The sequence below is a fragment of the Jiella marina genome (assembly GCF_024359545.1).
Classification (GTDB): domain Bacteria; phylum Pseudomonadota; class Alphaproteobacteria; order Rhizobiales; family Rhizobiaceae; genus Jiella.
In genome coordinates, this window is sequence record NZ_JAKQZG010000013.1 from 82,575 (window position 1) to 107,033 (window position 24,459).

General features: G+C 64.3%; 27 protein-coding genes. 12 read left to right on the plus strand and 15 right to left on the minus strand.

Annotated features, from left to right (window positions below; genetic code table 11):
* Window positions 1-73: 73 nt before the first annotated feature.
* The 5 genes from MF134_RS19525 to wrbA form a co-directional block, all read right to left on the minus strand.
* Window positions 74-1,819: a flagellin N-terminal helical domain-containing protein gene (locus tag MF134_RS19525; RefSeq protein WP_255341167.1), complete on the minus strand. Its 1,746-nt coding sequence runs from the start codon at window positions 1,817-1,819 to the stop codon at window positions 74-76.
* Window positions 1,820-2,024: 205 nt separating this feature from the next.
* Entirely contained in the window at window positions 2,025-3,413 is a 1,389-nt protein-coding gene (gor, locus tag MF134_RS19530; RefSeq protein ID WP_255341168.1) for a glutathione-disulfide reductase, read from the minus strand.
* Window positions 3,414-3,557: 144 nt separating this feature from the next.
* Entirely contained in the window at window positions 3,558-4,094 is a 537-nt protein-coding gene (locus tag MF134_RS19535; RefSeq protein WP_255341169.1) for a DUF2059 domain-containing protein, read from the minus strand.
* A gap of 113 nt (window positions 4,095-4,207) precedes the next feature.
* Entirely contained in the window at window positions 4,208-4,900 is a 693-nt protein-coding gene (gene rpiA, locus MF134_RS19540; RefSeq protein WP_255341170.1) for a ribose-5-phosphate isomerase RpiA, read from the minus strand.
* 155 nt (window positions 4,901-5,055) lie between these two features.
* A complete protein-coding gene (gene wrbA / locus MF134_RS19545; protein ID WP_255341171.1) occupies window positions 5,056-5,655 on the minus strand; it encodes an NAD(P)H:quinone oxidoreductase in 600 nt (199 codons plus the stop codon).
* 264 nt (window positions 5,656-5,919) lie between these two features.
* On the opposite strand from wrbA, the gene MF134_RS19550 reads away from it, so the two are divergent.
* The 4 genes from MF134_RS19550 to MF134_RS19565 all read left to right on the plus strand — a co-directional run bounded on the left by MF134_RS19550 (window position 5,920) and on the right by MF134_RS19565 (window position 9,147).
* The gene (locus MF134_RS19550; protein WP_255341172.1) at window positions 5,920-6,660 is read left to right on the plus strand and encodes a competence/damage-inducible protein A; all 741 of its coding nucleotides are present in this window, start codon (window positions 5,920-5,922) and stop codon (window positions 6,658-6,660) included.
* 175 nt (window positions 6,661-6,835) lie between these two features.
* Window positions 6,836-8,227, plus strand: coding sequence for a class II fumarate hydratase (gene fumC / locus MF134_RS19555; protein ID WP_255341190.1), 1,392 nt, complete (start codon window positions 6,836-6,838; stop codon window positions 8,225-8,227).
* A 172-nt stretch (window positions 8,228-8,399) separates the two neighbouring features.
* Entirely contained in the window at window positions 8,400-8,780 is a 381-nt protein-coding gene (locus tag MF134_RS19560) for a DoxX family protein (protein WP_255341173.1), read from the plus strand.
* Window positions 8,781-8,904: 124 nt separating this feature from the next.
* Window positions 8,905-9,147 (plus strand): YrhK family protein, encoded by a 243-nt coding sequence (locus tag MF134_RS19565; protein ID WP_255341174.1) that lies wholly within the window; start codon window positions 8,905-8,907, stop codon window positions 9,145-9,147.
* A gap of 3 nt (window positions 9,148-9,150) precedes the next feature.
* Here the strand turns inward: MF134_RS19565 and MF134_RS19570 are convergent, their stop codons facing one another.
* Window positions 9,151-10,023 (minus strand): DUF547 domain-containing protein, encoded by an 873-nt coding sequence (locus MF134_RS19570; RefSeq protein ID WP_255341175.1) that lies wholly within the window; start codon window positions 10,021-10,023, stop codon window positions 9,151-9,153.
* Window positions 10,024-10,359: 336 nt separating this feature from the next.
* Here MF134_RS19570 and MF134_RS19575 point away from each other — a divergent pair, with 336 nt between their 5' ends.
* Both MF134_RS19575 and MF134_RS19580 read left to right on the plus strand, forming a co-directional pair.
* Entirely contained in the window at window positions 10,360-11,163 is an 804-nt protein-coding gene (locus MF134_RS19575) for a PRC-barrel domain-containing protein (protein WP_255341176.1), read from the plus strand.
* A gap of 426 nt (window positions 11,164-11,589) precedes the next feature.
* Window positions 11,590-12,981 (plus strand): site-specific integrase, encoded by a 1,392-nt coding sequence (locus MF134_RS19580; RefSeq protein ID WP_255341177.1) that lies wholly within the window; start codon window positions 11,590-11,592, stop codon window positions 12,979-12,981.
* Here the strand turns inward: MF134_RS19580 and MF134_RS19585 are convergent.
* The 7 genes from MF134_RS19585 to MF134_RS19615 all read right to left on the minus strand — a co-directional run bounded on the left by MF134_RS19585 (window position 12,978) and on the right by MF134_RS19615 (window position 17,542).
* Entirely contained in the window at window positions 12,978-13,220 is a 243-nt protein-coding gene (locus MF134_RS19585) for a hypothetical protein (RefSeq protein WP_255341178.1), read from the minus strand. The two genes, MF134_RS19580 and MF134_RS19585, sit on opposite strands and share 4 nt — an antisense overlap.
* The gene (locus tag MF134_RS19590) at window positions 13,217-14,029 is read right to left on the minus strand and encodes a metallophosphoesterase (protein ID WP_255341179.1); all 813 of its coding nucleotides are present in this window, start codon (window positions 14,027-14,029) and stop codon (window positions 13,217-13,219) included. The genes MF134_RS19585 and MF134_RS19590 overlap by 4 nt, the downstream gene beginning before the upstream one ends.
* Before the next feature lie 2 nt (window positions 14,030-14,031).
* Window positions 14,032-14,388, minus strand: coding sequence for a hypothetical protein (locus MF134_RS19595; protein WP_009209210.1), 357 nt, complete (start codon window positions 14,386-14,388; stop codon window positions 14,032-14,034).
* Window positions 14,389-14,475: 87 nt separating this feature from the next.
* Window positions 14,476-14,823 (minus strand): hypothetical protein, encoded by a 348-nt coding sequence (locus MF134_RS19600; RefSeq protein WP_024351514.1) that lies wholly within the window; start codon window positions 14,821-14,823, stop codon window positions 14,476-14,478.
* A complete protein-coding gene (locus MF134_RS19605; RefSeq protein WP_024351515.1) occupies window positions 14,820-15,191 on the minus strand; it encodes a DUF6634 family protein in 372 nt (123 codons plus the stop codon). Before MF134_RS19605 ends, MF134_RS19600 begins: the two co-directional genes overlap by 4 nt.
* Entirely contained in the window at window positions 15,188-15,529 is a 342-nt protein-coding gene (locus tag MF134_RS19610) for a hypothetical protein (protein ID WP_024351516.1), read from the minus strand. Before MF134_RS19610 ends, MF134_RS19605 begins: the two co-directional genes overlap by 4 nt.
* 189 nt (window positions 15,530-15,718) lie before the next feature.
* Window positions 15,719-17,542: a hypothetical protein gene (locus tag MF134_RS19615; RefSeq protein ID WP_009209208.1), complete on the minus strand. Its 1,824-nt coding sequence runs from the start codon at window positions 17,540-17,542 to the stop codon at window positions 15,719-15,721.
* 874 nt (window positions 17,543-18,416) lie between these two features.
* On the opposite strand from MF134_RS19615, the gene MF134_RS19620 reads away from it, so the two are divergent.
* The 4 genes from MF134_RS19620 (at window position 18,417) to MF134_RS19635 (ending at window position 21,084) form a co-directional block, all read left to right on the plus strand.
* On the plus strand, window positions 18,417-18,809 hold the full coding sequence (locus MF134_RS19620; protein ID WP_024351517.1) for a hypothetical protein: 393 nt from the start codon (window positions 18,417-18,419) through the stop codon (window positions 18,807-18,809).
* A gap of 592 nt (window positions 18,810-19,401) precedes the next feature.
* Entirely contained in the window at window positions 19,402-19,974 is a 573-nt protein-coding gene (locus MF134_RS19625; protein ID WP_040325510.1) for a hypothetical protein, read from the plus strand.
* A gap of 14 nt (window positions 19,975-19,988) precedes the next feature.
* Window positions 19,989-20,228: a hypothetical protein gene (locus tag MF134_RS19630; protein ID WP_148233772.1), complete on the plus strand. Its 240-nt coding sequence runs from the start codon at window positions 19,989-19,991 to the stop codon at window positions 20,226-20,228.
* A gap of 367 nt (window positions 20,229-20,595) precedes the next feature.
* The gene (locus tag MF134_RS19635) at window positions 20,596-21,084 is read left to right on the plus strand and encodes a hypothetical protein (protein WP_009209204.1); all 489 of its coding nucleotides are present in this window, start codon (window positions 20,596-20,598) and stop codon (window positions 21,082-21,084) included.
* Window positions 21,085-21,430: 346 nt separating this feature from the next.
* On the opposite strand, the gene MF134_RS24100 is transcribed toward MF134_RS19635, so the two are convergent.
* Window positions 21,431-21,592, minus strand: a complete 162-nt coding sequence (locus MF134_RS24100; RefSeq protein ID WP_081451353.1) for a DUF433 domain-containing protein — start codon at window positions 21,590-21,592, stop codon at window positions 21,431-21,433.
* A 251-nt stretch (window positions 21,593-21,843) separates the two neighbouring features.
* The gene (locus tag MF134_RS19640; protein ID WP_156421793.1) at window positions 21,844-22,062 is read right to left on the minus strand and encodes a hypothetical protein; all 219 of its coding nucleotides are present in this window, start codon (window positions 22,060-22,062) and stop codon (window positions 21,844-21,846) included.
* 318 nt (window positions 22,063-22,380) lie between these two features.
* On the opposite strand from MF134_RS19640, the gene MF134_RS19645 reads away from it, so the two are divergent.
* Together MF134_RS19645 and MF134_RS19650 are read left to right on the plus strand one after the other, a co-directional pair.
* Window positions 22,381-23,130 carry a hypothetical protein gene (locus tag MF134_RS19645; protein WP_024351520.1) on the plus strand — a complete coding sequence of 250 codons (750 nt, stop codon included), beginning with the start codon at window positions 22,381-22,383 and terminating at the stop codon, window positions 23,128-23,130.
* A gap of 540 nt (window positions 23,131-23,670) precedes the next feature.
* Window positions 23,671-24,459: a PASTA domain-containing protein gene (locus tag MF134_RS19650; protein WP_024351522.1), complete on the plus strand. Its 789-nt coding sequence runs from the start codon at window positions 23,671-23,673 to the stop codon at window positions 24,457-24,459.

Genomic DNA, 24,459 nt, shown 5'->3' on the forward strand with positions numbered 1-24,459 from the left:
CGGCGGTTCTCACCTCTCCACGCAACAGGGCTGCATGGAGAGACGCTTCGTTCGCCCTTGTGGGTCGGCCTCCTCAGGCCGCAAAGAGCTGTCGGATCGCCCTATCACTCGTATTCGTCAGCGACAGGGCCTGGAGGCCGAGCTCTTCCCGCGCCTGCAGGGCTCTGAGACGCGCGGATTCCTCCTCCATGTCGGCGTCCACGAGTTGGGCGATCCCTCCCCGCAACGTGTTCGACAGGCCGTCCAGAAAGCTATCCTGCATGGCAATGCGCTCTTTCAGCGCGCCCAGCCTCGCGGCGGCCGTCGACACATCGCGATGCATCTTGTCGACGACGGTGAGATAGCTCTCGATCATCTCCGGTTTGGCGGCGACATCGATATCGAGGATTCCAAAATCGTAGAGTGGTCCGGAACTCACTTCGACGGCGGAGACGAAGATCCCGCTTCCGGACGCAGCGTCCCGATTGGCCGCGCGATCCATGACGAACTTGAAGTCGTCGCCCTCGGTCTCGATGCTGAGATTGGGAATCGCACCCATGATCGAATCGAGAACCATCACCATGTCCTCGGAAGTCTGGACCATTCCGTCGTCCTTGCCGAGGGCTTCGTTCACGGTCGCTCGATCGATGACGAAACTCCGAAGATTGGTGTAGCTCGTGAAGTCGAAGCTGATGACCATGCCGCGATAGACGCGGAAAGGCTCGAAATCCACCGTCAGCGAGGAGCCTGTCTGACCGTAATGGATGCCCGTATTGCCGAGACCACCGCTCGTCGCGGTGGTCGTCGTGAAGTTGCTGACTCTCATCGATGCGCCGTCAGTGCCGGAAAGTTCCCGATCCACGAGACGAATGAATTCCGTGACCTCGCCGTCGGAATCGGTCTCTTCGCGCGGCATCACCCAGACCGGAGCGCCCACCGCCACTCGCAGGACATCGACGAAGTCGTCGCGCGTATCGATCACTCCACCGGCGCTCGGCAGGACGCTGTCGACCAACGCCCTGTCGATGACCACGTGGAGAGGGACACCCGGCTCATAGGGCGGCGGCAGCGCCGGATCGCCGCTGTCCTCCGCACCAAGCGTCAGCGTGAAGCTCATCGTGTCGCCGGTGCCGAACGTCACGGGGCCATCGAAGGCAAAGTCCTGATGGGCGCCGACTGCGGCTCGAAACGGCCCGTCGGTGGTGTATCCTGTCTCCGTTGACGCGGACACGAAACGCAGCCCGCCGATGGTCTTCGGGGACCGTTCCTCGGCCTGGAGAATACCCCCACCATCACCGTTGAACAGCGACACCTCGCTGATATCGAGGCCGATCGTCGAGAGATCGATCCGGCCGTCGGAGCCTCGAACGATCGAGGCGGGAACGAGCGAAATCCGCTTGGAGGCGTCGGCTTCGTGGAGGTCGTCGATATTGGTGTCGAGCCAGTTCACGCCGGCGAAACTCGCGGCCTCGGCGATCGAGGCGATCGCGGATTGCGCCTCCGCGATTTCCTTCTGAAGGGCTTCCCGGTCAACGCTCGAATCCTGTGCCGAAACGATGAGCGACTTGACGCGCGAAACGACTCCCTCGACGGCCGACATGCCGTCATAGGCGGTGTCGACCATGGAGGCTCCAAGCCCCAGCGCGTCCTGAACGGCGCCGATGCTGTCAAGATCCACACGCATCGTGGTCGCCACCGACCAATAGGTCGCGTCGTCCCTGGCACCACTGACGCGATATCCCGACGACATGGTCTCTTGCGTCGCAACAAGGGAGTCCTGCGTCGCGCGGAGGGCGGCAAGACCGGTCATGGTCGAGATGTTGGTGTGAAGACTGATCAAGACGGCATCCGTTTCCAAGGATGCCTGATGTTTCGCGAACGCGCGTGTAGAAATTTTAAAGAAACATTCTTAACACACGCGATGCTTTTAGCCGGCTATGACCCTGATAATGGCGTGATGCATCGATGTTGCTGGAGGTCAGACGGAGTCCGTCCGTTACTTCAGCCGGTCACAAAATTGACGACCCAATACCGGCCGCATCCCGTCACAGACGCTCACCATTCTTCAGTCGATAGCTCGGCTCGTACATGGTGACGAGTTCTTCAGAGGCGGTCGGATGAACGGCCATGGTCGCGTCGAAGTCGTCCTTGGTGACGCCCGCCTTGACGGCCACCCCCAGAACCTGGGCGAGTTCCCCCGCATCGTGGCCGAGGACATGGGCGCCCAGAACGCGGCGACTGTCCCCGTCGACGACGAGCTTCATCAGCATCTTCCCCTCGCGCCCGGACAGGGTGTTCTTCATCGGGCGGAAGGCGGTGCGATAGATCTCGACGTTTTCGAAGCGCTTGCAGGCCTCGGCCTCTGACAGACCGACCGTCCCGATCTCGGGCTGCGAAAACACCGCCGTCGCGATGGTCTCGTAGTCCGGCTTCGTCGGCTTGCCGAGATAGACCGTGTCGATCAGGCACATGGCTTCGTGGATCGCCACGGGAGTCAGTTGCACCCGATGGGTCACGTCCCCCAGCGCGTAGATATTCTCGACATTCGTGCGGGAATAGTCGTCGACGATGATCGCGCCCCGCGCGTCGAGTTCGACACCGGCCGCCTCGCAGCCGAGATTCTCGGTGTTCGGGTTGCGGCCGATCGCCAGCATGATCTCGTCGGCGACGATATGCTCGCCGCTCTTGCAGAAGGCCAGGCGCTTTCCGTCGGGGCGCTCCTCGACGGCTTCGAACGTGTCGCAGCAGCGCACGCGCAGACCCTTGGCCTCCATCTGCTGATGCAGTTCGTGGCGCAGATCGTCGTCGAAGCCCTGAAGGATCTCCTGACCGCGATAGACCAGCGTCGTGTCGACGCCGAGACCGTGGAAGATGTTGGCGAACTCCACGGCGATATAGCCCCCGCCCAAGATCGCGATCGATTCCGGCAGGCGCTCCAGATGGAAGGCCTCTTCGGAGGTCAGGCAGTGTTCGGCTCCCGGCATCGCCGGGTGCCGGTTCGGCCGCCCGCCGGTGGCGATCACGATGCGCTCAGCCGTGACCGTGCGATCCTGATCGGTCAGGCGGATCGTATGCGGCCCCTCGATCACCGCGCGACTGTGGATCGCTTCACCGCCGGCCTTGCCGATATTGGTCTCGTAGAGCCCGGCAAGACGCCCGATCTCCTTGTCCTTCGCCGCCATCAGCGTCGGCCAGTCGAAGCGCGTCTCGCCCACCGTCCAGCCGTAACCGACCGCATCCTCGAAGGCTTCGTGGAACTGAGAGGCGTAGACGAAGAGCTTCTTGGGCACACAGCCCCGGATCACGCAGGTGCCGCCATAGCGATATTCTTCCGCCACGGCCACGCGCTTGCCGAGTTGCGCTGCGCGCCGCGCGGCGCGCACGCCGCCGGACCCCCCGCCAATGACGAACAGGTCGTAGTCGAACTCGGCCATGGCAATTGTCCTTTATCAGGGGGCAGCGCGTGTTCGCAGCGCCTGCCGATCAGCGCGCCCGGCAGAAAAGGCTTGCGGCCGATGCCACCGGTGACCCGGTCCGGCATCGACGCACCCGCGTCATCCTACTGAGACCGAAGCCGTTCAGTTCTGGGCACCCTCGTCGGCAGCCGGGGCCGCACCGGCCGTCATCTCACGCAGCCCCTCGAAAGCGGCCTGGCGCAGATCGCGCACGATCCCGCTGCTCCAGACTTCGGCGGCTTCCAGCATGTTGCGGGTCGCGAGCGGTCCCTGGGCGAGAAGCTTCTGGCCCGCCCCGGACTGGTAGAAATTTGCGATCGCCGTCAGTTCTTCCTCGGTGAAGAGATTGGCATAGACCCGGGCGATTTCATTCTCGAGGGCTGCCCGCCGCGGCGCCAGTTCCAGGGCGGCATTGTCGACCATTTCGGAAATCGCAGCTTCCCGATCGGGATTATTGGCGATCAGCTCCGACTTCACCTGGGTCGCGGCGTTGGGGAGGATCTGGTCGAACTGGTCCGTCGCATTGATCGCGTCGATCGCCGCCCGCGCCGCGCTCAGATGGCTTTCGGTCACTTCCTGAGCCTGCAGGCTGGCCGGAAACAGGAAGATTGCGGTCGCGGCGATCATGAAGATCCGTCGCATCGGCATCCTGGAAAACATGGGTCCGTTCATCTCCGTTCGCTTTGCCTGCGCGGCGCACTATCCGGTTGGCGAGGATCGCGCAAGCCGCACCTAAAGGCCTTGCCAGCCGCCACCCGGGACGTTCTCGCGTTTCACGTCATGCTGCGCAGGCCCGATTGTGTCGCGACGATAACCTCGCCCGCAAGCCCCAGGAACAAGCCATGTTCCACGACACCCGGCACGTCGTGCAGGGCTCGCGAAAGCGACTCTGGATCGGGAATGCGGCCAAAAGCGGCATCGAGAATAAGGTGACCGCTGTCGGTAATGAAAGGCTCCTCGCCGAGCCGTCGCAAGGTGAGGTCGCATTCGAGCCCGAGATCCTGAGCGGCCTTCTGGATCGCCAGATAGGTGGCGATCATGCCGAAACCATTGATCTCGATTGGCAAGGGAAAGGCGCCGAGGGTCTCGACCAGCTTGGTCTCGTCGGCGATTACCAGCATCTTCGCAGAGGCGGCCGCGACGATCTTCTCGCGCAGGAGGGCCCCGCCTCCGCCCTTGATGAGCCGAAGTTCGGGATCGATTTCGTCGGCACCATCGATTGTGAGGTCGAGTTGCGGCACCGTCTCCAGGGTCTGCATAGGGATGCCGAGCTCGCGGCAGAGCGCCTCGGTGCGCTGGGAGGTCGCGACGCCGACGACCTTCAGTCCGGCTTCGACCTTGCCGGCCAAGGCGTGGATGAAGGCTTCCGCCGTGGAGCCCGTGCCGATCCCGAGCCGCATGCCATCCTCGACATGATCGAGCGCCGCTCGCCCGGCCGCCTGCTTCAAGTCACCCGCATCCGCCATTCGGTCCTCCACGCTTTGCCGCCATCGTCTAGCAGGCTCGTCCGCCTGCCGATAGGGGAGAGAGGGAGCGCGCGCGAAAGCAGCAGTGGCGCAGGCTGGGCCGCGGCCCGGCCGCGACGCGTCGCCGCGGCCGGATTATCAGGCCTTGCAGCCGATCAGCCGGCGACCTTCGCCGCGATCTGGGCAATGTGCTTGCCCTGGAAGCTCGCACCGTCGAGCTCGATCTGGCTCGGCATGCGCGAACCGTCGCCCTTGGCAATGGTCGTGGCGCCATAGGGCGAACCGCCGACGATCTCGTCCATCGTCATCATGCCGGCATGGGCGTAGGGCAGTCCGACGACCATCAATCCCTGATGCAGCAGCACCTTGATGATCGAGAACAGCGTCGTCTCGTTGCCGCCATGCTGCGTCGCGGTGGAGGTGAAGGCACCGCCGACCTTGCCGACGAGAGCGCCCTTCGCCCAGAGCGGACCGGTCTGGTCCCAGAAGGACTGCATCTGCGAGCACATGTTGCCGTAGCGCGTCGGCGCGCCGATGACGATCGCGTCATAGTTCGGCAGTTCGTCCACCGTGCAGACCGGATAGGGATGATCGGTCTTGAAACCGGCCGCCTCGACGACTTCCTGCGGCGCCGTTTCGGGAACGCGCTTGATCTCGACGCTCGCACCGGCACTCGCGGCGCCGTCGGCGACCGCCTTCGCCATCGTCTCGATATGTCCGTAGCTGGAATAGTAGAGGACCAGGACCTTTGCCATGCCGTTCGTTCCCTTTCGTGAATTGTCGCTCGTTGCGAGCATTGCCGCAGACGACATAACGGAAACGGCGGCGGATCGTCCGCCCCTGCTGGCGCGACGGACTGTCACCACAGGACAGACAATGACGCTCTCCTGTCGCCGAACGGAATATCGGGACCTGCCGGCTCGGGCAGTCACGCGATGCCACGGCGGCTTCGCCCTCTTGCATTCCGTTTCGACCCTGCGCCTTATGCGGCACCTGACGAGCAGCCGGGAGATCGCCACATGTCCGAACGCGCCACCACCGCAGCCATGCTCGCGATTGGCGACGAGCTTCTGTCCGGCCGCACCAAGGACAAGAACATCGGCCATCTCGCCGAAGTGCTGACGCTGGCCGGCATCGACCTGAAGGAGGTCCGGATCGTCGGTGACGAGACCGAGATGATCGCCGAGGCGCTGAACGCCCTGCGGGCGCGCTACGACTTCGTCTTCACCTCCGGCGGAATCGGCCCGACCCATGACGACATCACCGCCGATGCCGTAGGGGCCGCCTTCGGGTTGCCAGTCGATGAACATCCCGAGGCGGTGGCTCTCCTCTCGGCCCATTACGCCCGCCGCGAGATGCCCTTCACACCGGCGCGGCGCCGGATGACGCGCACGCCGCAAGGCGCAAGCCTGATCGAGAACAAGGTGTCGGCCGCGCCAGGCTTTCGCGTCGAGAACGTCTTCGTCATGGCCGGCGTGCCCAGCGTCTTTCAGGCCATGATGGCGGAGGTCCTACCGCTCCTGCCGGCGGGCGAACCGCTGAAGAGCGCCTCGGTGGTGAGCCATGCCGGCGAGGGCGATATCGGTGATGCGCTCACGGCAATCGCCCGCGCTCACGAGAACGTGGTGATCGGCTCCTATCCGCGCTTCGACGGCGAACGCTTTTCGACGGAGATCCTCGTTCGCTCGCGCGACGAGGCCGCGCTCAATGCCGCCGTCGAGGCTGTCCGGGCCATGCTGGCCGCCCTCGATCCGCGTTGACTGTGCGGCGCGGCGAACCATTGTGTGAACGAGAACGCCGGGCAGGTGCTCCGCAGAATCATCGAGCGCCAGCGCGAATGATCGTTCGAACCGATTTTACCCGAATGTTTGGCTTCCGATCCGGCGCCGCCGCCGCTATGCCACGACAGACTGATCAATCACGAGGAAGGGCAACATCGTGACGACACGGACCGAAACCGATTCCATCGGCGCGATCGAGGTCGCGAGCGACCGCTACTGGGGCGCGCAGACCGAGCGTTCGCGCAACAATTTCAGGATCGGGCTCGAACGCCAGCCGATGCCGTTGATCGTTGCGCTCGCGACCGTCAAGAAAGCGGCGGCGCGCGTCAATTCGAAGAAGGGCAAGCTGCCGGCGAACCTTTTGAACGCCATCGAGCAGGCGGCCGATCAGATCATCGACCGGGAACTCGACGATCACTTTCCCCTCGTCGTCTATCAGACCGGCTCGGGCACCCAGACCAACATGAACGTCAACGAGGTGATCTCGAATCGGGCGATCGAGATCCTGGGCGGTGAAATGGGCTCGAAGAAGCCGGTCCATCCCAACGACCACGTCAATATGAGCCAGTCCTCCAACGACGTGTTCCCGACTGCCATGCACGTCGCGGCGGTGGTCGAGACCGAAAAGCGCCTCCTGCCCGCGCTCGACAGGCTGCACGTTTCGCTCGACAAGAAGGCGAAGGAATTCGCCGACATCATCAAGATCGGCCGCACCCACACCCAGGACGCGACGCCGGTGACGCTCGGCCAGGAATTTTCCGGCTATGCAATGGCGCTGGAGTTGTCCAAGAAGCGCATCGCCGACGCCCTGGATGGCGTCTACGCCCTCGCCCAGGGCGGCACGGCGGTCGGCACCGGCCTCAACGCCCCGGTCGGCTTCGACGCCGACATCGCGATCGAGATCGCCAGGCTCACCGGCCTGCCCTTCCGCACCGCCGAGAACAAGTTCGAGGCGCTCGCCTCCCACGGCGCCCTCGCCTTCTTCCACGGCGCCTTGAACACGCTCGCCGCCGATCTGATGAAGATCGCCAACGACATCCGCTTCCTCGGCTCGGGTCCGCGCTCCGGCCTTGGCGAACTCAACCTTCCGGCCAACGAACCCGGTTCCTCGATCATGCCGGGCAAGGTCAATCCGACCCAGGCGGAAGCGCTGACCATGGTGGCGACGGAAGTCTTTGGGCACGAGACGACGGTGACGGTCGCCGCGTCCCAGGGCCATTTCGAACTCAACGTCTTCAAGCCGGTGATCGCCAACGCGGTCCTCTCCTCGATCCGGCTCCTGTCGGACGGCATGGAGAGCTTCGCCGAACATTGCGTCGATGGCATTGAGGCGAATGAGGAGCGCATCAAGTCGCTGATGGAGCAGTCGCTGATGCTGGTGACGGCGCTCGCGCCCACCATCGGCTACGACAACGCCGCGAACATCGCCAAGACCGCTCACAAGAACGGCACAACCTTGCGCGAGGAAGCGATCGCCTCCGGCCTCGTGTCGGGCGAGGACTACGACCGCATCGTCGATCCGCGCACCATGATCGCCCCCAAGTGACAACAGGGCGATCGCCGAGGGCCGATCGTCCTGCGATCGATTGTATCGCGATTCATTGACAATATGTCGGATTGTCGCCGGGATGAATTCCGGGCGACGTCCATCTAATCTTTCGGGATCGCAGCCGGCGGGTTTGTCCCGTGCGGCTTTCTCTTAACGGAAAGACCATCCCATGAATGCCAATCTGATCCTCGCCGGACGCGTCCTGCTTTCGGCAATCTTCATCGTCGCCGGTTTCGGCAAGCTTGTCGGGGCGGCAGGTTTTGCCGGTTATCTCGGCAGCCTCGGCTTCCCCGTTCCGCTCGTCATGGCCTATCTCGTCGGCGCCTTCGAACTCCTCGGCGGCCTCGCGATCCTCGCCGGCTTCCAGACGCGGACGGTCGCGATCGCGCTGGCCGCATTCTGTGTCGCCACCGGACTGATCGCCCATCTCGGGGAACAGAATGCGCTTCTGAAGAACATCGCGCTCGCGGGCGGTTTCCTCGTCCTTGCGGGTTCGGGAGCCGGCGCGTTCGCGGTCGACAAGACCCGCCGGGAAAGCCGCTACGCCTGAGCCCGGGTCCATCCCTGACCAAACGAAAAACTCGCTCCCATCTCTTGCTTCGCCATGAGGTCCTGTTGAAAAAGTCGCGCGACTTTCCAGCCTCATTTGTTGAACCAAGCGATGGGACGATCGCATGATACAAACCCTGGTCCGTGACTATTCCTGGATCCACCTCGGGATCGGACTGTTCGGCAATTTCTGCTTCGTGGTCGGTTCGGTCCTCTTCTTCAAGACATTCGAGTCTCTTTACACCCTGGCGGTCTGGCTGTTCGTTGCTGGGTCGACCGGCATGTTCCTCGGCTCGCTGGGCGAACTCGCCAAGTCGCTCTACGAGCGACATGAAAAGAGGGAACAGGGCCGCTCTGCAGGCAGCTGAATCCTATTGCCGCGAAGCGTCGTTCAGCGACCAGTCGTAGCGATAGCCAACGATCTCCGGATCCTCGCCCGACAGGAGCGCGGCCGCCTCGCCTTCGGCATAGCGTTCGAGATGGGCCCGCAGGCCCGCCTCGCCGCCGAAATCCTCGCCGAACCAGTCATATATGCGCGAAGCGAGGAGCCCCCCGCCAGGGCTTTCGCGCAGACCCCTCTCGCTGTTGACATAGGCCCGGGCCGCCGCGTCGAGATCGGCATCGAGCGTCTCCGCCGCCCAGGGGTCCGGCCGCAGATCGGGACATCCGACGGAGGCGCAGTTTACCGCATAATGCACGCGCGGATGGCCCATCGGCCGCAGGATCGCGTGTTCGATATCATCGAGCGAAAGTTCGACTTCGCCGATCCTTACCCGCTTTGCCGACCATGGTCCGCGATTGAAGGCGCTCGAAAGGCTGGCGAAGAAACCGCGATCTTCCGTGCCGATCTCGATGTCCCGGATGGAGTCCACCGGATAGTGATCGAGCACCACGTCAAGCGTCACGGCATTGTAGAGATTGGCGAAGAAGGCGAATTTCTGCGCCGCCGTCAGCTTCTTCCACTCGAGCGCTTCCCACTCCGCGATCTGACGTTTCAGAGCCTCGCGATCCGCCGGCGTGACATCGCCGTATCGCACGAGATTGAGCGCTCCCGGCCGGTCGACGACATAGGCCGACAGGAATTGCCGATAGGCTGCGTCATCGACCGCTATCGTTTCTTCCTTCGCTGCGCCGGCGAAGGCTCGGGCGATGTCGGCATCGGCCCGGTCGTTGAGTTCGGTGACGTCGAATGGCTTTGCCTCGAAGGCGTGTGCGGAACTCGCGGTGCCCATCGCCAGACCCATTGCGATTGCCGAGGCCAGAGCCATTCGCGCGAGCCGGATGCCTCGCCTGGCCGGTTGCCGCTGACAGTCGGGTCCCGGTGAGGTGGTCCCTGTCATCTCAATAAAATCCTCCGGCTCTTCCGACCGCTCGCGGCTGGGGGAATCCGGCCGTCTCATCGGTCATTCGCCCACAGGCCTCAAACGTTACACGTTTCACAACAAGTCTGGAGCCGTCAAATCTTTGGTAATGAAACTCGTCTGGTCCGGCTGCCGTTGATTCCGTGAATGCCCGAGACAGAAACAATTCCAATGCAAACAGACGTTTCGGGCCTCACGAAAGCATAAGGAGGACGCTCAATGTTCTTGAGAACGACTTCTGCAATCGCCCTCGCATCGGCCATGTTCATCGCGCCGAGCGCCATTGCTCAGGACACGAATGATAATCCCATGGCGACCACCATGGAGAACGGTTCTGCGGGCGAAAACCCGGGCATCGTCTCGTTGCCTGACTGGCATCCTGACATGACCGCCGACAATTCCATGAGCGCCGAGAACATCATCGACATGGATGTGATCGGCGCCGACGGTGAAGATATCGGTGACGTCGAGAATGTGCTCTTCGGAACCGATGGTCGCGCCCTTTCGATCATCGCCGAAGTTGGCGGCGTCTGGGATATCGGCGACACCCATGTCAGCATCCCCTGGGACGACCTCGACATCGATATGGCGGAGTCGCAGGTCCGCGTTCCGGTCACCGAGGATAATGTCGATGACTATTCCCTGTTCGATCAGGAACTCATCGGGGCCGAGACCGCCAGTTCGCAGATCGCCGATCTCGAAAGCGGCTGGTTCTCCGACGCTGAAACCGGACCGCGCGTCTGGCGGGCGAGCGAACTCATCGACGATTACGTGCGCTATCAGGGCGACCAGAGCTGGACCAATTACGGCTATGTCGACGACGTGATGATCACGGACGGCGAAATCTCGGCCGTGGTTGTTCGCCCGGACACGGGTTATGGCGGCTTCAATAACGGGCTCTACTCGTACCCGTATTACGGCTATGATTATGGCTGGTCGCCGGGCCTGACGAATTACGACCTGCCTTACGATGAGGCGACGATCCGCGATCGCCAGCCGATGGAAATGCAGAATTCCGGCTGATCGGCTGACAAGTACGTCATGACGGAGGCTGCCCCGGCGCCGAGTGGTGCCGGGGCACTTTTTTGCCTCTCGTCCCGCGGCCCTTTGGGTTCACGTCCATCGGGCGAGTCTTTCGGCCACCGCCGCCCACGTCGCGACAGCATGAATCGCGCGTCCGATCGATATTTCGCTGAGAATCCGAAGAAAGTGGTGGGTGATATAGGGCTCGAACCTATGACCCGCTGATTAAGAGATAGCTGGTAATGGGCGTCAGTAGGGGTCAGCTCTACCCTCGCGTCGCCTTCAATGTCCCACGATACCGAGTGTAGAGAGATATTTTCGGGCCTGCCTGCAACGGTAAACTTTTTTGGCGGTGACCTAGGCGTGACCTGAAACGTCCATGGTGCTAACCGTCAGGTCACGCTATCCGCTTCGCAGGTCACGCTAATGCCTACTGAGATCCTTGACGGCAACACCATCCGTAAAGCGGTCCGCACCGCCAGCGACGGCGAAAGCGAGATCTACCGGGACGCGACAATGCCCGGTCTCGCGATCCGCGTGCAGTCAGGAGCCGCCGCTTGGTACCTGATCACGCGGGCGAAAAAGATTGCCATCGGCCCGCTGTCGGCGTTCGACGCCGCGGACATCCCAGAGCTGCGCAATCTGGTCGCTCGCGCTCGTGGCATGCTCACCGAGGGCAACGACCCATCAGCAATGCTCAAAGCGTCCGTCGCCCACCGCTCCGTCGACGCCTCGGCAGCCCAGGCGGCGGCCGCGTCGGGAACCGTCATGAGGTGGGAAGGCATGCGCGACGCCTACCTCGCCTGGTGCAAGGGCCACCGTTCGCCAGACACACATCGAGGCTACCGCTCCGCCCTCGGTGCGGTCCCGGGCTCGCCACTTGAGGCGGACTTCAAGTCGATCGCCGGGCGCCCAGTGACGCTGATCACCACGCACGACCTCAGGCTCGTCCGGAACTCCGTCCTCGGACGCGGCAACGTGGACGGGAAGCAGGTGTCGAACTCGAACCAGGCGCGGTTATCGGTCGCAGCTATGAAGGCGGTGTTCGGCTGGGCCGTCGAGAACTCTGAAGTCACTGGCCTGACCGCGAATGTCGCTACCGAGCTGAAGCGCGCTCCGACGTCGTCCGTCAGCGCATACGAAGAGCACGAAGAGAGCGAGGCTCCACGGGCGCTGACACTGGAAGAACTCGGCATGATCGTCATCGGGCTGGAGGCGGCGAAGAATCATGCCGCGAGGCTAGCCATCTTGCTACAGATGATGACCGGGCAGCGCCGAATGACCGTTGTCCGCGCGCGTCGGCGGGCCTTCGTGGAGCACCCCAAGTACGGCATGGTCTGGAAGATCGGGCCGGACAAGAGCGGTAAATTTCGCGTCTTGCCGCTGCCCGATCTCGCCGCCAGCGCGGTTCGCGCCGCGCAGGCGTATGGTCGGACCGGTAACGCCTGGCTTTTCCCTCAACAGCGTCTGCGCCGTAAGACGGACCCCGGGACGGGCCACATGTCCGAGCGCATGCTCAACGAAGTATTGGAAGAGCTGCGCGCGCCTGGCGGTCCTCTGGCGTCCGCGCCATGGGCAGCCACCCATGACCTCCGTCGCGCGTTCGTCACGCACATGCGCCCCCGGGTGACGACTCTCGGACTGACGAAAGAGGCGGTGCCGATGATCACGAGAGCCGATGAAGGGCGGTATGGCCTTGATGAGACGGTATACGACCAGGATCCCGCCCTGCCCGACAAGTCGCTGATGCTGGAGGAGTGGGATCGCCTGATCAAAGAGGGCTGCGCCCAAGCCGAAGCCCGGCTCCAGCGGCCCTAGTGCCTCGTCTCGCCAAAGCCGTCGATCATCGCAAGCGCTTCCTCCACCGACATTGCCGGCCCCCGGCGCGCCTCGTCGACGGCGGCGGTGATCCGGTCCGCCAGCTCACCGACGGACGTCCAGCCCTCGATATCCCGCTGCCTCTGCGCCCGGCTCTCCTCGATCAGCCGACGCGCCCGCTCTCTGGCATCATCGAGCAAAGCCTGCTTCGAGTTGCAGGACACCCTGCGGCGGGTCATCGGGATCCTCCCCCTGAGCGACGATCCAATTCGACGACGAGTCCGGGATCCCAGTCGGACCCCTCGTGCGAGTAGCCCCGAGGATTGCAGACGACCCGGGTGTCGGACACCCGATAGTCGTGCGACGAGTGTACGTGACCGTGCACCCACAGGTCGGGCCGACCGGTCTCGATGACCGGGGTTAGATCCGAAACGAAAGCCGGATTCAGTAGGCTCTCATGGTACTCAGGCGACACGCTGCGCGGATGCGGCGCGTGGTGCGTCACGACGACTGTGGGTCCTTCAAACGGCGTGGCGAGCGCCTCTTCAATATACGTCCTGCTCCGCTGGTGCATCGCTCGCGCGTCGTTCGGCGTCCAACGGCGGACCAGGCCTCCCCCGTCACCGACGCGTACGGCGTAATGATCCGCAAGCAGCCGCTCAGCGATGTCCATCGAATGTCCGATCTCCAGACCCGCCTCGCGGCCGACCTTGCCCGCCACGTACAGCGCGTAGTCGGTCCAGAGTGTCGCCCCTACGAAGCGCACACCGTCAAGGACAACGCTGCTGTCGTCGAGCAAATGCACGCCATCGACGGGATGAGCGTGCGCCATCGCGCGGCCGTGCGCGACGGAGTCCCCGTAGAACTCGTGATTCCCCGCGACGAAGATGACGGGCATATGGTACCCGATGCACTGGCTCAGCCAGCGCATCGAACCGAGCACCGGGTCGGTCACGTCGCCGGCGCAGACGCAGACGTCTGCCTCCGGGATCTCGAGTTCCATGCCGTCGGCGCCGATATGAAGGTCGGACAGGATCCAGATACGCATCGTCAGACCTCCGCGTGTTCGTCGCAGCGCACGGCGATCCAGCCGCCCGTGCGCTTGCGCCCGGGAGCTCCGCAGACCTCGCACGTCCGCTGCGCCTCCTCGTCGGCGGCGTCGACCATCATCTCGATGTCCTCGCCGCCGTTGTGGTAACAGCGAAGTCCGCCAAATTTTTCCTTGATCTGCGTAATCCGGAAAGACTGACGATCCTCCGGTGCGAGCGCGGGGTCGATGCGCTCGAGCAGGCGCGCGACCAGCGGCACCCAGCCCGGCGGCGGCGAGACATCAAATGCCTGCTGGAGCATCTCAGGGAACCGCTCGCGCAGGCCCGCCGGATCATAGGTATGGATATTATCGGACATCAGGATGTCTCCTTTTCACAGGGTGTCGATGCACCCGGAGAGAGACCGGATGCCGTCAGCGTGTGCGTGTGCGTGGTCGTATGTCGATCATCGGGGCAATTCCGTTGTTCTGGCCCGGGATTCGTCCGGGGCGCCGAGGCGGAACCAGCCCTGCTCAGTCAGGACAGCCGACAGGTCGGCAGCATTGAGGATGACGCGACCGGCGCGGCCTGCGACGAGGGTAGGCTTTCCTGCCGGCTTCCATGCGCCGACGAGTTCGTTACCCACCAGCGCCTCGAAGCCCCATCCCTCGATTACCGGGGAACTCGCGAGCGCGATGTCGGAGGGACGCCCGAACTCCGCGATCTCTCGGACCCCTCGGGCGACAAGCTCGTAGCGTTCCGCATCCCGGATGAGCAGCTCCCGCTGTTCGGGGCTGATGTCAAATGGCTTCATTCGGGGCCTCCGTCGACGATTTGGGCCCCGAGCGCGTCGGCCACCTGTTGGAGGTGCGTACCCAGACGGTACCAGCGCGATTGGGTGCGCCCGACGCCCGCCCGGACGGAGAGCGCCAGAAGCGGCGAAGTCCGCGTCCATCCGGCGCCGAGGACCGGATGCGACGCGACCTCCCCCTCAAGAATGATCACTCCGCGGCTGCCGAACCGCCAAAGGTCGATGAGCGGTGTACCCTTCTCCTCCAGAAAATTAGGTGACGGCCATCCGTGAAGGAGGGTGTCCCGCAGGTCGGCGCAGAGACTCTCGTAACGCGCGAGCGTGTGCTCGATGTGAGCGCGCTCGCGGTCCGTCATGGGCGTCCGGCTCATCGTCCGGCCTCCGGAGCAAGCGGCAGCGGCCACGGTTCCCGGAGGCGGACGTAGCTGCCGTCGAGTCGCCGCGCCCACGTGCCGTCTGCGGCGTATGCCTGGATCTCGATCGACAGGACGTGGCCGAAATCGTCGACGCCCATGATGCAGGGGCAACCGCCCATCCGAGCGACGGACCACCGGCGCAGCACCGGGCAGTCGTCCGTCAGACGCGGCCCCGGGGCGGCATCCTGGGCATAGTAAAGCGCGGTGCGGTCGGCCAACGCTCGGATGTCGAGCCGCCGGCGCTGGGGGAATGGAATCGGTCGGGAATCGTAGGAATCTTCGTGAGACGGCATGCGGTTCTCCTCTGATACGGCCGTCGCTTGATTGCGGCGGCGGGCCTGACGGGTGTCAGCTACGTATCGAGAAGGTCGTGTTCCGCATGGTGGTCGCTCCGGTTGTGTTGCCACAGGTAGCCGGCCGGCGGCGCGGCGTCGAGGACCCTGCCGGACGCGGACGCCGGCAGGGTTAACGGGGAGCGATCGTCAATCGTCATCGCTCGGCTTTTTGGTCGTCCCGCCTACGACCTCCCATGGCTTGCTTCCGGGAAGAAAGGCGGGGCGGCGCGGTCCCGTGACTACCGGCGCTTCCACCGTCGGATCGTGGATCGGTCGGTAGCCACTGATGATGTCCGGTCGCGAGAGCACCGACTCAAGGTCGTCGACCGATGCCGGGTAGCGTCCGATGACCTCCGTGACGATGTCGTCGCGTACTAGGTGGCTGAGACGAAGTTCGATCAGTCGGTTGCCCCGCCAGGTCCGGCGCGTGAAGTCGTCAGCCATTCGTCTCGCGTCGTTGATACCGTCGTAGGCGACGTCCAGTTCCACTACTGTCGCATCGGCGAAACGCTTCAAGCGCTCTGCCTTGCCGGCCTCGACCTTCGCCACCGCTTTTGCAAACCGCTGCTCACGCGTCGGCTTGGGCAGCCGCGCCGCCCGTTGCTTGCGGTCGCCGTGCTTATAGTCCCTGAGGCGGATACGTCGGGCCTTCTCGCCGGCGGCCTCGTACTTGAACCTTCTGTCGAGCTCTGACGAATGGTCAACCTCGGCGAGCAGGTCTGGATCCTTGAGCTCTTCCGTGAACCAAGCGAATGCCGCCCGGTCCGGGCCGTGCGCCCGGATCGCGCGGAGGAGGACTGCGCCTCGATATTCTTTCCGGGCGGCGTCCCGATCCGTCGGCCCGCCCCCGTACGCCTCGTGAAGAGAGCCGAACCAAGCGCCGGAGATGTAATTTGGCGCTATACGCCGGCCGTGCTGCCGCGCGAGTTCCGAGGCTTTGTCCCACACATGCGAATTGACTCGAAGATCCGGCACGTCCGGCGCGCCGGTGAAGGGTTTGGCCGACTTGTGGATGCCCCCCAGCTTGGCCGTCTCGACCTGCGGGGGCAGCATCGCGATTTGGAGGACGAACGCCGAGATCGGAGCCCCCTTCGCAGCTCGGCGGCGCGGCGCGGCGTACTCGACGCGGAAGCGCCGGACCTCCTTAAGATCCGAAACGGCGCGCTTCAGTGCCGTCGTCAGTCGCCCCACCTGCATCGGCGCCTCGTCGTAGCCGATGGCGGCAGCCGCTTCCTCCGGGCTGTAGTGAAGGACCGTATCTGGCTCCATCGGATCCCAGCGCGTCCGGCTCATTCGAAGCGCCAGGTGGCGGTAGAGATGAATGCCGTAGCGCGACGACATCGTCGCGAGTGCGGCCAACTCGAGATACGCGTAAGACGGCTGGCTTGCGAGCAGCCACCACACCCGCGACGGAAGCGAGAACCGGACGACGTCGGCTTCGGCGCCCGACTCGTGCCAGCCGACCAAGAGAGGGACATCGGTCACCGTGCGCCCCCCGGGGATGCTGTATGACACCGAAGTCCGGTTCAGCGCGGCAACCGATTTCAAGACGTGGGCACGCCGGGCGGAAGTACCGAGGAACGCAAGGACGCCTTTCATCGGAACCTCGAGCTCCTGCCCGACGACCTCGCGCTCGGTCCCCTGCTCCGATGCGACGTACGCGGCTTCGTACGCGGCGGCGACAAGGTACTCGTGGATTGCCAAGTCTCGAGCGGAGAGCATCCCGTCGCCTTTGACGGTGACGGTGTCGAGCATCTCCGCCGGCCGGGGCGACTGGGGGGCGATCGAGCGGAAGATTTCGACGCTGGCCGATGCCTTTGCGACGCTCCCCCGTGGAGCCGGGTTATAGAGCCCGCTCTCCCGCCCTTCGATCTCCCCGCCCTCGGATACCACCGCAGCCAGGGCGGCGTTCTCGAGCCGCGCGTACGACGTCGTGGGCACCCGCCTCCGCCTCAATCTCTGTACCGCCATCGTCCCTCTCCCATTTCGTCGCCTCGTGCAGACGTCCTGTGATCAAATGCTGAGCTCTGTCCGAGCGTGGAGCAAGCGATGGCTGTTAGATGTGCGACCAAATGAGCCGCTCGCCGTTAGATGCGCGATCAAATGCCTTCGATCTGGCGAGCGACGAAGAGGCCCGGTCAACCGTTTGGGTTTGCGATACTAAGTAGAAGTCAACTAAGGGCTCCGCCGGCGGATGGCTCCGTGCCTTCGGCTGGCGGTACGCCGCTCGCTCGCGCCATCGGTCGCGCAACTCGTTAGATATGCGACCGAATGGAACATCTTCCGTTAGATCTGCGATCAAATGGTCCGCAAAAACGTAGGCATTTCGAGAAAAATCCACCACCGCCTTGGCCTGATACTAAGTAGAATCCAACGACCCTCTCGCACCTTGGGATTCCGCCCCTGCTAGGAGTCTTCCTGCTCGCGCTGTTGGGATCCTCCGCGCGAGCCAGCCGACAACAAGCTCCGCGAGGGTCTCTCGAAAGCCGTTCCGCTTCGCGGGGTATTGGCCAGGGCATGGAGAGAGATAAGCGTCGCGCCCAACCGACGAGCGTCGAGCGATCGCTACGCGATGGGTCTCCCCCGACGCCCGTCGTCAACCTTCTCGCGAGAGCAGCCGACCGATCTCGCGAGAAGGTCTCCGTGCGCTCCGCGCGACAAGAAGCCTGTCGCCCCGGGGCGAAGCGGGATCCCCGCTCGCGCGCGGGCCGACGCTATCGCGAGGGGTCTCCCCCGGGTGGGAAGCCTGCAATAAGCGCCGACGATTTCGTGTTTTACATGTCAAACATCGCTTGCGAGATTTCCGCCGGCGGAGCACCCTTGGTCTGAGCAGGGGGACACCGAGATGACGACGACGGACAAGCAGACCGAAGCCATCGCGGCGCTGTACACCGCGATGGCGACGCAGGGCGGCAAACGCACCGTACGAGAGCTGGCGGCTGAAGACCGCGCCACGTACAACCGCGATGCCCAGCGCAGGCACCGCGAGAAGAAGCGGGCCTCGGCCGAAGCCGGCCGACCGGAGGCGACGGACGAAGCGATCAGGATCGCCCTCTCCGATGCCGCGATTCTCCTGCTCGCCGTGGGCGGTCCCGGCGCCAACGCGATCGAGCGAGCCGTTCATACGGCTTTCCCGGGACGACCGGGCGTCGCGTCGTCGACGCGCATGCGAGCGCGAGCTGGGACGCTGCGGCCGCGCATGTTGACCCCCGAACGTCTCTCTATGCCTAAACCCTGATCCACACGTCGCCGTCGTCTCTTGCAGGCCCATCCGACAAGCTCATGCCTCACGCGGTGAGCGGGATGACAGGGCTATGGTGACGAGACATGCGGAAGAGCAGCGGAGGTACAGGGCACGGCTGCGTGAACGTGCGAAGGCCGGGGCAACCGGTTCCCGCGGCGCGCCCGAAACGCGGATTGTCGTTCAAGGACTGGCCGTCGCCGTGCGGCGTCTGGCTGAGGCTGTGCGCAAGGCTCCAGACGGCCCGGAAGCCCTTGTCTACGAGCGGCTAATGCGAACGGCTCACAGGCATCTCACCCGGCAAGGATTCGATGCTGCCGAGTCCTACACGAGGCTATCTCATTACACGCTGCCGGACGACGCCAAGGCACGCCGTCGACGGGCCGACGCGGAGCGCCGTTTCTGGGCATCCGGAGACCGTGCGGATTGACGTTCGCGCCCATTACTCCCGTCATGCGGTGAGCACCGCCGGCAGATCACGCGGTGTCGGCATTTTGCACCGCCAGCGGGCCTCCCATGACCACACATGGAATGTGCCGATGTGACGGCGCGCTTGCGGAATCAGACGCCCGGCTGGAGGAGTCTCACCATGACTGAGACCCCTCCAGCCGAAGACGACCTGACGCTCCTGCAGCGCCACTGGCCGCACGGCCACGGCGCGGATCCCGACGCCGTATCGGCGGTTGCCGAGGCGATCTACGACGGACGGAGGGACTGGGAGATCGAATTCGCGGGGGACCGCGCCGCCATTCGGCAGGACGGCAAGGGCGGCCTCGAGTCGCAGGGTCGCATCGACAGGATGCTGATGAAGCGCTGGAGGAACGGCGAACGGCGGATCCCGGAGTGGATGGCCGCCGGGCTGCTGCGCCCGCCCGGGATCGTCCGTACCCGACGCCAGCAAGACATCGAGCGTTGGCTGGCAGAGCTTAGCGCGCAAGATCGCGAGGCGCGGGACTTCATCGCCGCCGAGGAGGCTCGGCTGCACGGGCGGGTCGCCGCGCAGGTCGCGCGGTACGTTCCTTCGGTCGTCCGAGACCCGGTCAAGCGACCGAATACTCGCAGTCGAAGGTGGCGCTGCGCTCCTACGTTACCGAGGGCGACGAGGACAGCGATCTGTTTCCAAAGGCGTGGATCCCGGACGCATTCGTTTTCTAGGTCCTGAAGGAGAATGCACTCGTGGCCCGAGTTTCCGTCCGTGGGTTGATCGGCAAATTCCAAGCCGAACGAACGGAATTCGTGGCCACGAAGCGCGGGTTGTTGGCAGCCATCAGCATAGCTGATCGTATCGCCGACGAACCCGGCGAACGGGAAATACGGCTGGTCGAGATACCCCGGTTCAACGCGCTCTTTTTCTGGATCACGGGCCCGAAGCCACGCTTCGTCGACCGGGTCAGGGGTGACGAGTTCACGGAATAGACCATCGTCGAGGAGTTGGTCCGTCGACGACGCATCGCTTTGGGCATCGAACCCAGCCCGGATGATACGCCTCGCTTCGGACGGTGATCCACCGCGCTAGGCCAGGGCATCGGTCAGAGGCAGAAGTGCACCATCGAGCGATCCGACATCGCACAGCGGGTGTAGGCGAAACGCCGCATGTTCGGACCTCGAAGCATCGCATCGGAGGCAGCCGCATAACGACGTCCAACTCAACCCGCCGCCTAGTGCCTGTCCTTCGCAAGGAGGTGACCTGGTCCGACCGCATCATCCGCCCGTGACATCCGAGATCACGGACGAGACGACCGCCACCACCTGACTAGATGCCCTCTCGACAGAAGGAGGACCCATGACAGTCAGGAGCGGCCTATCAGAAGCCCAGCGACTCGACCTGATCTGCGACGCGATCCGGTACTGCCAGCGCGTCCGCGACAAGGGGATGCCGAATTCGGCCTGGACGAAGGCGCTGCGCGACCCCATACACTTCCTGTGGGAGAAGCGCGGGGGAAACAAGCTCGAGGCCGCCCGCTACCGGTCGCTCGCCTCTGCGGGCATCCCCCGGGGCGGCGGCAGGATCCGCTACGACCACGCCGTGCCGTTCAGGGCCTTGCAGGCGCAGCTCATGGAGATGGCCGACCCCTCCACGGACGCGGTAAAGGAGGTCCTCGTCCGCGACCTGACGGTCTGCATCATCACCTCCGAGGAAGAGGCACTTCTCAATGCGGCCCGCCTCGGCAGCCGCATGCCTCCGAACTGGGACGGTCGAGACCCGCTGGCGCGGTACCATACCGTCGGGATCGAGGTCGAGCCGAATCCTGCCTACGTCGGCGGAGCGTAGTTCTCATGCTTGTCGGATCAGCGATTGCAAGAATCGAGGGCGTCAACACCAAAGATTCCCCGAGTTTGGCGATGACTGCGCCAGCCCCCTCGTCGATGAGCACCCTCCCGGCATCGCGCCCGTCGGCGAGCGTCACGATGACCAGCCGCTGACCGTACGGGTCCGTGCGGCTGCCGGACATCGAGTAGCCACCCGACATCAAAGTCTGGAGCCGCCGCGTCGCCGTCGGAACGGTGGCGGGCCCATCTAGGCGCCCCACGTACACAATAGCCCCCAATTCGCGGAAGTGGGTGTAATTGTGTACGTGGAGGTCTATCAGTCTGCTTTCTCGTCGCTGTACGAGAGGTCATCCAGGGCATCTGGACCGCTCTCGGACGCGTGAGCCTAACCCCTCGGTCCACGCCCGGACGGCACGGACACCCTCAGCAGGCAGAGTCGGGTAGTCCTCGAAGATCTCAACGTCCGACCGCCCAGCTTGCAGGTATGCTAGGATGGTCCGCGCGGGCACCTAGGTGCCAGACACGCACGGCTCCCCGGAAATGATACTCGGGTCCTCCAACACGCGCGCCGCCCGCTTGGCATTCGCCGCAGCCCGGTTGTCGGGCCAGAGCCTCTTGAAAGTCTCCACCTGCTCGTCAATCGGTTTCGGCCGCCTCGCCTAGCATCTTGCGCCCGACGAGTCTCCGCTATCCCGAGACTCATCCCGCACGGGCCCTCCATGCCAACCCCCCCCTCCATCGGCTTCGGCCTCTCCATCGATCACGCCGCCTTCGCCCGCGACATGAACGCCATCGGCCGGAAGGCCATCCCCCGCGCTGCCGCCGCGGTCATGAACCGGGCGGCCCGCGAGGCCGTGGTCGCGTTGAAGGAAAACGCCGTCGACGTCTTCGACAGGCCGAAGCCGATGACGCTCCAGGCCTTCACCTTACGGCCGGCGCGCATCAAACACGGCGCATCCGCCACGGCGACTGTGAGCATCAAAGCTGCCGGCGGCGTCGTACCTCGTCCGCCAGATCAAGGGCGGCGTTCGCAAGACTGGCGAGGACGGCGGGTCCGGTCCGCGCGACCTCTTCACGTAGGCGATCAAGCCGGACCGCTATTGCGGCGTGCCGCGCGGAGCGTCGAGGAAGCGGTTCCGGTTCGAGAAGACCGTCCAGAAGGCGAACCGGAAGTTCGCGACCCAACGCGAGTTCGGGTACCAGCTCGACCGTAAGATGGCCCGTGCACTTGGGACGCGCGGCGCCAGGAGCTGACGACGGCTTGCGCGGACGGGCGCCCGGTGTAAGGAGTCTCGTCATGACCGAGCCTCCTTACACGCCGCCTCGCCCCAAACCCGCCCGGCGAACCACCAGTCCCGTCGCCCGCGAGACCCTCGGCGTCCTCGACGAGGCGACGGAACGCGTCCTGCGGGCGACGTGGCCGGACAAGTCCATCGAAGCCGGGGACTTCGTCCGGATCGGTCTCGAGATTTACGGAACCGAGGATCGATGGCGTCGCGAGATCGCGGCCGACCTCGTGCTCTTCCGGCCTGCGGGCAAGGGCAGCATGCCGTCCGCCGGCGCGCTGGACCGCAGCCTGATCCGGCGCTGGGCGTCGGGCGAGAAGCCCATCCCGCCTTGGGTCGGCCCTGCCCTTCTGAAGATCCCGTCCATCGCCATCGCCCGCATGCGCGCACACATCGATCACCTCCGGGCGCAGGTCGCCGAGTTCGACGCGGCACTTGTCGAGGAGGAGCGCCGGATGGACGGCGTCCTCCGCGGCTGGGTCGCGCGGTATGCCGAGCCGCCGCGCGTCGTCGCTCCGCCGCCGGGTCCGCGAACACGGAAACGGGACTGGCCGGCCGTCTCGACCGACGACGCCGAGGCCGCGCAGGACGCGGGCTCCTCGGCGTACGAGATTTTCGCGGGGCTGTCGGACGACGAGACGACGGGGCGGCCGGACCATCCGGAACTCGCGGAGGAATGGGACGCCGGGTGGCGGGAGGCCAACGCCGCGCACCGAGAGCGGCACGCGGCGGTGGTGGAGCGGGCGAAGGCGAAGGGCTGACGGCACTCGACAGACCGTGAGAGCGGTCGGAACCTAAGGCCGGATCACTTCCACTTGGCAGCGTCGATGGTGCAAAACGCGTTACCGACGCGTGCCGCCACGGCCTGCCTAGCGGCACCGCGCGCGGCCGCCGCCTAGAGAGTCCGAAGGAGCCCACGACATGATGCAGCCGGGCGCCAGGAGACATCTCAAGACCTTTGTTATGAATTGGGCGGAACGCGCGGCTCCCTCCCGGGGACGGAGTGTCACTGCCTTCGTGAGCCTTGTTGCTTCCAACGGACAGGCGATACCGCGAACCACTTGGCCATAATTACATCAGTAGTGCAGAGTAATGCGTGATAATACTGATTCTCGGAGTATCTTCCTGCGCATTTCCACCTTATCAAGCATTGGTATTTTGATGCCGCGGTTCTGTGTCATCGCGTCGGCGGAAACCCTGAGCTGCAACACCACAGCGAGCGCTTGCATTTGCGCGATAATCGACCATAGTCCCATAAGGTTTTGGGTATATTCGTGCTTCCGTTGCGTTGGAGCGCTCCAATGATTCGCATCGTGGCCATAATAATGCTTATGGTGATCATCCCGGTGCTCGCGAGAGCAGAGCCGGTTCCGTCGTTCCAGAACATGTATCTGGAGGAAGCGCAGGAGGCCGCCGGACACGTCGGGATCGAGCTTGAGATCGAGATAGTCGAGTCCTCGGATCGCAAGGGAATCGTGATTAAACAGATCCCCGGCCCGGGCTCGGAGCTAGGAAGCGACCGCGCCGTTTGGCTGAGGGTCTCGAACGGGATCACCTTGCCCGACTTGAAGGGCCGTCCGCAGGAGGAGGCGCTTGCCGCCTTGCGCGACCTGGGAGTAGCGGTCGACGTCACCGAAAGCAGGCACGACGGCGGCGTCCGCGGGACCGTTTGGTCGCAGGTCCCAGTAGGCGGAACAGCCATAGACGTGACGACCCAAGCGGTCTTCCTCGACGTGGTCGGTGGTCGATATGTAGCTGTCCCAGGCGTGACGGGAACGCTCCTAAGCGATGGTATGAATGCGATCCGTTCAGGGGAACTTACTCCCATGGAGATGCCTACCGATCCAAGCGGTTTCGTGAGCCGGTCGGTACAAGAGAATCGTCGTGATTGTTCGGGATTCGACGTTCGGACCGCCACCGTGATCGGGACGAAGCCGCCGGCTGGGAGCGAGGTTTATCCAGGCACCAGTGTCCAGGTGGATTATGCCATAGGCCAGGGGTTCCGCTACGACAATCAGTGCGGGCCGGAGCCGCTTACTCCTCATGACAGGGGTGGCTGCGCGGGTGGGGCTAGGCACGAGGTTTGCTAG